Consider the following 7,840-nt stretch of genomic DNA (forward strand, 5'->3'; position numbering starts at 1 on the left):
CCGCCTTCTCAAACCGTCGGGGGGGGTGGTTTTTGTTTATACCACACCGCCGCATTAGATATTATTTTTGGGGGGGGGGGGCCGGCCCCCCCCCCCCGCCCCCCGCCCCCCACTCACGTTTTTGTGTGCTGTGCACTGGGGGAGTTGAGCTGCGGATGGCCATGGTGGGCCTGTTCTGGATCGCCGAAGGCGACGTATACGTGGGCGCGAAGCCGTCCGGCCTGGCGGCGGGGGTACGGCTGACGCCGGAGGGCGTGGTGGCCCTGGGCGACAAGCAGGAGGGCCTGTGGCCCTGGGAGGACGTGCGTGCACTGACGGCGGAGGACGTCCCGCTCAGGTCCCTGAAGCGCCATGCGGGCGTTCTGGTGGACGCGGTGCTCGCGCTGGGCCTCGGCGGGGGCGACGAGGCCCCGACGATGACACTGCGGGTGACGGACGCCGCCGAGGGCGAGACGGACCTGACGGTGTACACGGCAGCGGCGTCGGGCTACTCCGAGACGGAGCGCGACCTGTCCCTGACCCTCCTGTCCCGCCTCACGGAGGGCGCGGGCACCCTGTGGACCACGCTGGCGGCGATGGCGGAGTGGGGCAGGTCCCACGAGGGCGGGTCGCCGGGGGCGGCCAAGCGCGAGGAACTGCTCCGCCGCTGGACGGAAACCGCCGACGCCTAGGCCCGCCGGGGGCGGGCAGGGGACGTGGCCCTGTGGAGGAAGGTCCTTCTCCGCCAGGGAGTCGCCGCGGTCGCCGTGACTCCGAGGAGCAGGGCGATGGCTGCGGCAGCCCAGCTGAAGGGGTCGGCGGCCGGATTGGCGGTCCAGTCCCACCAGTTGCCGGGGTACCAGACCAGGAAGAGGACCGAGGCCAGGGGGATGGCCCAGCCGAGTTGCTTCCCCAGTACGACGGTGGACACGAGGGCGAGGCCCAGCCAGATCAGCACGGACCGGACGAAGACGATTCCTTCGTCAGGACCGCCCGCCAGGGCTTCCGTGCCGAACGAGAAGGCGCAGACCGTCAAGGTCAGTGCCGTGCAGTACACGGCGCGCAAGCGGTGCATCGCGGCTGCGCCCATCGCGTCGTGTGCCGACATGGCGCCGTCGAGCGAGGCGGAGAGGAAGACCGCCGTCAGCAGCGGAAGCTCCTGCCGGTAGGGCACGCCTGTGGTGGCTCCACCGCTGCCGATGGAGGGAAGCGCGATGTCGGCACCGCCGAAGAGCGCGGACAGCAGGGCGACGACCGCGGTGCCGAGGAGGACTGCCGTACCCCTGTGGACCCGTGCGTAGCGGAGCAGATCAGTGCCAGTCATCAGGCTCGCACCATGAACGCTCACGAAGGACGTTGCCGCGCTCCCGCTCGACCCACTTCCGCTGCTGGGCCGACGGCATCCGCGCGGCCTTGGTCGCCTCGCGCTGGGCGGTGTCGACTCCTTCCATGTGGAGGCCCTCGTCGGCGACGGCGGGGTCCTGCCCCACGGCCTCGTACTCGAGCCACAGGGCGATGTTGTCCATGGACTGCCAGGCACGGCGTTCGTCCTCGGGCGGACTGCAGTCGCCGATCGACTCGGTGAACACCTGGTCGGACATGGCGATCGCCGCGGTCCGTACGTGCCCTTCGGCGATGTCGAAGCCGCGGTCTCCCAGATCGGTTCGGCGGAGCCCGAACTCGTAGAACACGGCAGGAGTCTTGATCCAGGTCTGCTCGGCCCGGTCGAGGCGCTGGGCCATCCGCGTCAGCTCCGGCAGATACTTCCGGTGCTCGGGCCAGACACACACCCGCGGGGCGCTCTTGTCGGCACGGTCGCACAGCGGCTCGGCCGCCGAGGCCGGGCGTTCCACGCGCAGTTCACCGGCGGCCGAGGCCGCGGCCAGCGCGGTGAGGGAACAGGCCACCGACACGACGGCGACGGCGCGGACAGAGCGGGAGGGCTTCCGGTGGGGCATCCGGCGCTCGGCTCTCCTCCTCATCGGCGGCGCAGTCACCGCCAGTACCGCGAGAGCGAGCGCGAACAGCAGGCGGAGGGCGACCGGCAGCGGGCGCAGGTGAGTGTCCGGGGGCCCTGCAAGGACGTTGAACTCGAAGGGCAGCGCCAACAGGCTGATGAAGCAGCCCAGTGCGCAGACGACGGGTGTGAATGCCGCCGAGGGCCACCAGCGGCCGGCCAGATGTCCCACGGACGCGAAAATGATGAGGGTCGAGGCGCCGAGCAGCAGGTAGGACGGCCAGAGGAACCCCGGCCCCGCGTCACCGAACGAGACGGCCACGGCGGTGAGGCACCCGATGGCGTACGCGAGGAAGCCGAGCGTGAGGGTGGCGGCGAGCCGCACGGTCTCGATCTGCCAGCCCGGCCGGGCGGCGCCGAGAAGGAACTCGGGCATTCCCGCCCGCGAGGCGCGTCCGGCCTGCCAGGCGGAGACACCGGCGAGGACGGGCCCCAGGAAGAGCGTGACGACCTGTGCCGCGACGCTGGCCTCGGGCCAGACGCCGATCCAGTACCGGGAGCGCCCGAAGAGCACCAGCAGATCCGCGGCGATCATCACGGGGAAGGCGGTGAGCAGGGGTGAGCGGCGCAGCTCGATGCGGTAGGCGTTCAGCATGCGGCTTCCTCGGTCGATCCACGGCTGCCCAGCACCGTCATGTAGCCGCGCTCCAGCGGACTGTCTCCCGGAGCCGCCGGTGTGGACAGTGCCGCGAGCTCCTGTGGCGTACCGCTGTGGACCAGTCGGCCGTCGTTGAGCACGAGGACGGTGTCGCAGGCGGCGCCCACGTCTTCCACCAGGTGCGTACTGAGCACGACGGCGGCCCCACCGCGGGCGAGGGAACGTATGAGTTCACGGAAGTCGAGACGCTGCGCGGGGTCGAGGCCGACGGTGGGCTCGTCGAGGAGGAGCAGGGAGGGTGAACCGACGATGGCCGCGGCGATACCGGCGCGGCGGAGCATGCCGCCGGAGAGGGACTTCATGCGCTCGCGGGCCCGGTCGGCGAGCCCGACGGCAGCCAGTGCCTCCGCCGTCGCCGAGGTGGCCTCCTTGGAGGGAACTTCACGTAACCAGGCGCAGTAGCGGACGAAATCCGTGAGGGAGAAGGCCGGGTAATAGCCGAAGTCCTGCGGCAGGTAGCCGATTCGGGGCCGGACTCGCCGGACGTCCCGCTCGCCGGTGACGGCTTTCCCGAAGAGCTCAAGCCCCCCGCTCTGCGGTGGCGCGATCGTGGCGAGGGTACGGAACAGGGTGGTCTTGCCCGCTCCGTTGGGCCCCAGCAACCCGGTGACACCCGGCTGGATGTCCAGGTCGAGCCCCTCGATGATGCGTCGGTTGCCGTATCCCTGCGTGAGGGCCGTCAGCCGGACGACGGGGTGAGTTGGCATAGGTGGCTTCCCGAGAATGTGGGGTGGGCCCACCGGAATGGTGGGCCCACCGAAGCGCTGGTGAACTGCTACTTGTGGACGTCCGTCTTGTTTATCTTGAACGTGCACTCGGAAGTGTCGTACTTGCCTTTAAATTTGTTCTCCAACGTGTCGTAGTGCTGCGTGTCGACCTCGTTGTTGCAGTTGTAGTCCGTGTACCACCCGCTGCTGTACCACGTGTTGGCCTTCTTGCAGTAACCGTGGCCCGATGTCGAGTACCAGTAGCCCCGGCATCCGTCAGCCCACGAGCTCTCGTGCGAGGCGCTCGATATCGGAGCCGTGAGCCCGATAGTCGTGGCGGTTAACGCCGCCACGACAAAACCCTTCGCGGCCTTGGTGGCTGTAATTCGGTTTACGAGAGAAGCCTTTTCCATTTCCCCCCCTGGGGATATGACGCTGAGAGAGCAAAGGAGCCCCCCAGGCCGTCCGACAGGACCGATCGTCGGCGGATTGCCCTAACCGGGCTTGCGCCGCCGACGTTCACTTTGGGGTGGCCCAGGGGCGTGCCGCTAGCGTCATCTTGTTGCAGTGCACCTCGCTGAGGTGGGGACAAAAGGTGCAAGAAGCTCTCTTCGTGCATCGAGGGAGCTGGCCCGCTGCTTCAGGACGCAGACAGGATTCCGGACCGGCTTATGGCAAAGCCGAGTTGGGCCCGGCTCCGGCTGCCGAGGGTGGAGGCGAGTTTCGCGATGTGGACTCGGGCCGTGCGGATGTTCATGCCGAGTCGGGAAGCGATCTCGGCGTCGGTCAGGCCCTCGACGAGGAGAGTGGCTATGGCGCGCTGACGGGGCGTGATTCCGTTTTCCGAGGGCTGGAGGGCGGTCTGGGGCCACATGGGGGTCGCCAGTCGCCACAGCCGCCAGAACGTGGTGGCGAAGTACTCGATGAGGGCCGGGTGGCGCAGTTCGAGGGCCACGCTGCGGTCCTCGCTGGCCGGGATGAAGGCCACTGTTCGGTCGAAGACGAAGAGTCGCTCGGTGACTTCGTCGAGGGTGCGGGCTTCGGCGTCGCCGTCGAGTTGCTCGAAGTAGCCGACTACGGGCATGGCGTGGCGTGTTGTGTGCTGGTAGAGCGTGCGCATCCGGCAACCCCGGCTGAGCATTGCCTGGTCCCGGGGGAACGCCTCTGCCAAGGTCTCCGGCGGGCGGGTACCGCCCGGCTGGATGGCCAGGAACTCCTCGGTGCTGTCGCGCATGGCCCGGTCGATGGCCGCATTGATGCGTTCCAGACCATCGAGGACGATGATGGGGGCCGTGTCGCCGGCGGCGTCGGCCCCTGCGTCCAGGGCGACGAAGGGCTCGAACGCCGAGGCGAGGCGAGTCCCTAGCTGCTGCTGCTCCTCGACGCGGTCCTCGAAGGTACGGAGCAGGCGGGGGAGGGCGGCGGCGGGGGCAGTGGGGTGCAGCCACCGCATGTCGTCCGGGTCAGGGTGCAGTAGGCCGAAATCGATCAAGCATGGTGTCTGTTCGGCTTCCGCGCTGCTGATACGGCCCTCACGCAAGGTGCGGGCGTAGACGGCCAGGCCGGGCTCACAGAGCTGTTCAATGGTGTGGGGTACGTGCCCCGAAGTCATGCGCACTCCCCCTCTGATGATTTTCCGGTCTCGTTCTCATGTATCGCGGTTCAGGATTCCGGACTGGCCTATGAGATAGCCCAGCTGTGCGCGGCTTTCACTGCCGAGGGTGGTGGCGAGTTTGGCGATGTGGACGCGGGCCGTGCGGACATTCAGGCCGAGTCGGGCGGCGATCTCGGTGTCGGTGAGACCTTCGACCAGCAGGCCGGCTATGGCGTGCTGGCGGGCGGTGACGCCGGCCTTCGCGGGCTGCGGCGCCGCATGCGGGAACATGGGCGTCGCAAGGCGCCATTGGCGGTAGAAGGCGGTGACGAGGAACTCGATGATGGCGGGATGGCGCAGTTCCAGCGCGATGGAGCGGTCCGCGCTGGCCGGAATGAACGCAACGGTGCGGTCGAAGAGGAACAGTCGTTCTGTCACCTCGTCCAGAGTGCGCACTTCGACATCGCCGACGAGTTGTTCGAAGTGAGCGAGGGCCGCCAGGTCATGTCGGTTCGTGTGCTGGTAGAGGGTCCGCATCCGCGCCCCTCGTGAGAGCAGCGACTGCTCAAGTGGGAGTGCATCAGCCAATACTTCGGCCGGACGGGCACCACCGGGCTGGATAGTGAGAACTTCTTCCGAGCTCTGTCTTCCTGCCTGGTCGATGACTTCGTTGATCCGTGGGATGCCCCTCAACACGGTGACGGCGGAGGTGCTCGTGGCGGGACCATGGGCGGCGCCTGTCCCGAGCTCCATGAGCGGTTCGAACACCGCGGCCAGTCGGGCCTCATGGCGGCGTTGATCAGCGATGCGTTCGCTGATGGCAGCGAGGAGACGGGGCAGAGCCACGGCGGGGGCTCTCGGTTTCAGCCACCGGGTGTTTTCCGCGTCCTCGTACAGGAGGCCGAAGTCGACCAGGCACGGCGCTGCTCGTGCGTCGTCGCGCGCCACCTGTTTCTCCCGAAGCGCGCGCACGTACAGCTGGGTCCCCGCGTCGCACAGCTCGTCCGGGCCGTGGAAGTGGGACTCTGCCGTCATTGGGGGCGATCTTGGTCGAGGATGCCGGACTGGGCTATCAGATAGCCGAGCTGAGCACGGCTTCCGCTGCCGAGGGCGGCGGCGATCTTGGCGATGTGGGCGCGGCACGTACGGACGTTCATGCCGAGGCGGCGGGCGATCGCCTCGTCGACGTGGCCATCGATGAGGAGCTTGGCGATGGTGCGTTGGACGCCGGTGATGCCGTTGTGCGCCGGGCTGTACGGCGTTTCCTCGCTCAGAGGGGTCGCCTGCGCCCAGAACTGGTCGAAGACGGAGGCAAGGTACGCGACGAGGCCCGGATGACGGAGCTCAAGGGCTACCTGCCGGTCACGGCGGGCGGGGATGACGGCTGTGGCCCGATCGAAGATGATCATTCGATCGATGAGTTCCTCCAGCGTCCTGACCTGGATCTGGCGGGGGTCGAGCTGCTCGAGGTAGGCGAAGACACCGGGGCCGTGGCGCACCGTGTGCTGGTACAGCGTTCGCATGCGCACGCCTCGGTCCAGCGGCTCCCGTACGCGTTCCAGGGACTGGGAGAGCATGTCGCCCCCGCGCACGCCGCCGGGCTGGATGGTGAGTATTTCCTCCTTGCACGCGGCCGTCGCCGCGTCCAGTGTGGCGTTGATACTCGCCAAACCTTCGAGGACCGTGATCGCGTGGGTGGCCATCGACGGTTGTGAACTGATGTTCATGAAAGGCTCAAACACATCGGTTAGTTCGATGGTGAGCTGTCTGCGGTCCCGGATCTCACGCTCGATGGGGTGAAGGCGCTGCGTGAGGATGGCGGACGGCGGTACGGGACGGAGCCAGTTCGCGTCGTCCGGATCCGGGTGCAACAACGCGAATTCGACCAAGCAAGGGGCGGGTTCGATCTCCGCCCGGGCGATGCGTCCAGCACTCAGGGCGCTTGCGTAGAGACGTGCCCCCTCATCGCAGAGCTCAGTGATGGGGTGGGGATGTGTCGGTTTCGTGCTTGTTGTGAGCAATTCTCCACCCCCCAGGGTCCTGTACGTACAGGAACATGATGCATCGATCCTGTGGCCTCGACGTGCTGGATTAAGACATCGTCTTTCTGGAGCCGGGGGATAGGACCTACCAAGTGAGGACGAAGCTGACGATGTTCACGAGAATGCTTCGCTCGGCGCTAGTCATGACCGTCGCCGCCGCGGCGTTCACCCTTGCAACTGCGGGTGACGTTTCCTGGAACTCCCCGGGGGGTGCCTCGGGGAAGGGTGTCGCAACGCAGGCCGCCCAGGGGGATGTCTCTTGGAATGTCCTGCCTGGTGCTGAGGGTGTCGCGTCATGAGTACTCCCCCCGACGACCGCACCTTCCGACGTGAAATGGCCACCGCCTACCGCTCCGGTTGGCACTTCATCGATCTCGCCACCGCGATACCCCACGCAGGCGACTCGCTGATGGTCACGCTTCTCGGTGAGCCCGTGGTCGTCACCCGTGACGAAGAGGAGGAGATCCGGGCCTACCGGTGCCTCCGCAAGCCGCGAGGCGCCCCGCAGCCCGTGCGGTGTGCCATTCGGTACGGGATGGTCTTCGTCAATCTCGACCGTCGTGACCACCAGCTCGTCGGAGACCCCGGCCGGCCCGGTGAGAAGCAGGACCAGCAGAGCCCGAGCACTACAAGAGCCATCACAGCCACCCCCCGCAGCGCCTGACGCGATCCCCCGTCGTTGTACATCGCGCAGGTGCTTCCCCCAGCAGCGGCGCCCCCCTGGGCCTGGACACGGGGGGGCCGCGGGGGTGTGTGGCCGGCCCTATCGGGGTGGGCCCCCGCTCCCCGCTACGCCGCGCCCCGCCGCAGCCCACGTGTGCCCATCGGCCGCGGCAGCGGGTT

Annotated in this window: 9 protein-coding genes; 2 read left to right on the top strand and 7 right to left on the bottom strand. The window is 67.9% G+C overall.

Annotated elements, in window-relative coordinates; all coding sequences use genetic code 11:
• Positions 1-155 precede the first annotated feature (155 nt).
• Entirely contained in the window at positions 156-671 is a 516-nt protein-coding gene (locus ACQKIP_RS33455) for a hypothetical protein (RefSeq protein ID WP_365859118.1), read from the top strand.
• Here the strand turns inward: ACQKIP_RS33455 and ACQKIP_RS33460 are convergent.
• The 7 genes from ACQKIP_RS33460 to ACQKIP_RS33490 all read right to left on the bottom strand — a co-directional run bounded on the left by ACQKIP_RS33460 (position 668) and on the right by ACQKIP_RS33490 (position 6,976).
• Positions 668-1,303: a hypothetical protein gene (locus ACQKIP_RS33460; protein WP_365859116.1), complete on the bottom strand. Its 636-nt coding sequence runs from the start codon at positions 1,301-1,303 to the stop codon at positions 668-670. The two genes, ACQKIP_RS33455 and ACQKIP_RS33460, sit on opposite strands and share 4 nt — an antisense overlap.
• Positions 1,290-2,591 carry a DUF7224 domain-containing protein gene (locus ACQKIP_RS33465; RefSeq protein ID WP_365859114.1) on the bottom strand — a complete coding sequence of 434 codons (1,302 nt, stop codon included), beginning with the start codon at positions 2,589-2,591 and terminating at the stop codon, positions 1,290-1,292. Before ACQKIP_RS33465 ends, ACQKIP_RS33460 begins: the two co-directional genes overlap by 14 nt.
• Positions 2,585-3,361, bottom strand: coding sequence for an ABC transporter ATP-binding protein (locus tag ACQKIP_RS33470; RefSeq protein WP_365859112.1), 777 nt, complete (start codon positions 3,359-3,361; stop codon positions 2,585-2,587). Before ACQKIP_RS33470 ends, ACQKIP_RS33465 begins: the two co-directional genes overlap by 7 nt.
• Before the next feature lie 68 nt (positions 3,362-3,429).
• The gene (locus ACQKIP_RS33475) at positions 3,430-3,774 is read right to left on the bottom strand and encodes a hypothetical protein (protein ID WP_365859110.1); all 345 of its coding nucleotides are present in this window, start codon (positions 3,772-3,774) and stop codon (positions 3,430-3,432) included.
• 227 nt (positions 3,775-4,001) lie between these two features.
• The gene (locus tag ACQKIP_RS33480) at positions 4,002-4,973 is read right to left on the bottom strand and encodes a helix-turn-helix transcriptional regulator (protein ID WP_365859108.1); all 972 of its coding nucleotides are present in this window, start codon (positions 4,971-4,973) and stop codon (positions 4,002-4,004) included.
• A 36-nt stretch (positions 4,974-5,009) separates the two neighbouring features.
• A complete protein-coding gene (locus tag ACQKIP_RS33485; protein WP_365859106.1) occupies positions 5,010-5,990 on the bottom strand; it encodes a helix-turn-helix transcriptional regulator in 981 nt (326 codons plus the stop codon).
• Positions 5,987-6,976 carry a helix-turn-helix transcriptional regulator gene (locus ACQKIP_RS33490; protein WP_365859104.1) on the bottom strand — a complete coding sequence of 330 codons (990 nt, stop codon included), beginning with the start codon at positions 6,974-6,976 and terminating at the stop codon, positions 5,987-5,989. Before ACQKIP_RS33490 ends, ACQKIP_RS33485 begins: the two co-directional genes overlap by 4 nt.
• A 316-nt stretch (positions 6,977-7,292) precedes the next feature.
• On the opposite strand from ACQKIP_RS33490, the gene ACQKIP_RS33495 reads away from it, so the two are divergent.
• Positions 7,293-7,661, top strand: a complete 369-nt coding sequence (locus ACQKIP_RS33495; protein ID WP_365859102.1) for a hypothetical protein — start codon at positions 7,293-7,295, stop codon at positions 7,659-7,661.
• The last annotated feature ends 179 nt before the right edge of the window (positions 7,662-7,840 follow it).

The organism is Streptomyces sp. NPDC059900 (genome assembly GCF_050270335.1).
In the GTDB taxonomy this organism is placed as follows: Bacteria; Actinomycetota; Actinomycetes; order Streptomycetales; family Streptomycetaceae; genus Streptomyces.

Excerpts from the sequence above, each read along its gene's own strand:
- ACQKIP_RS33460 (WP_365859116.1), bottom strand. The coding sequence starts at position 1,303 with ATGACTGGCACTGATCTGCTCCGCTACGCACGGGTCCACAGGGGTACG.
- ACQKIP_RS33485 (WP_365859106.1), bottom strand. The coding sequence starts at position 5,990 with ATGACGGCAGAGTCCCACTTCCACGGCCCGGACGAGCTGTGCGACGCG.
- ACQKIP_RS33480 (WP_365859108.1), bottom strand. The coding sequence starts at position 4,973 with ATGACTTCGGGGCACGTACCCCACACCATTGAACAGCTCTGTGAGCCC.
- ACQKIP_RS33465 (WP_365859114.1), bottom strand. The coding sequence starts at position 2,591 with ATGCTGAACGCCTACCGCATCGAGCTGCGCCGCTCACCCCTGCTCACC.
- ACQKIP_RS33455 (WP_365859118.1), top strand. The coding sequence starts at position 156 with ATGGCCATGGTGGGCCTGTTCTGGATCGCCGAAGGCGACGTATACGTG.
- ACQKIP_RS33475 (WP_365859110.1), bottom strand. The coding sequence starts at position 3,774 with ATGGAAAAGGCTTCTCTCGTAAACCGAATTACAGCCACCAAGGCCGCG.
- ACQKIP_RS33470 (WP_365859112.1), bottom strand. The coding sequence starts at position 3,361 with ATGCCAACTCACCCCGTCGTCCGGCTGACGGCCCTCACGCAGGGATAC.
- ACQKIP_RS33495 (WP_365859102.1), top strand. The coding sequence starts at position 7,293 with ATGAGTACTCCCCCCGACGACCGCACCTTCCGACGTGAAATGGCCACC.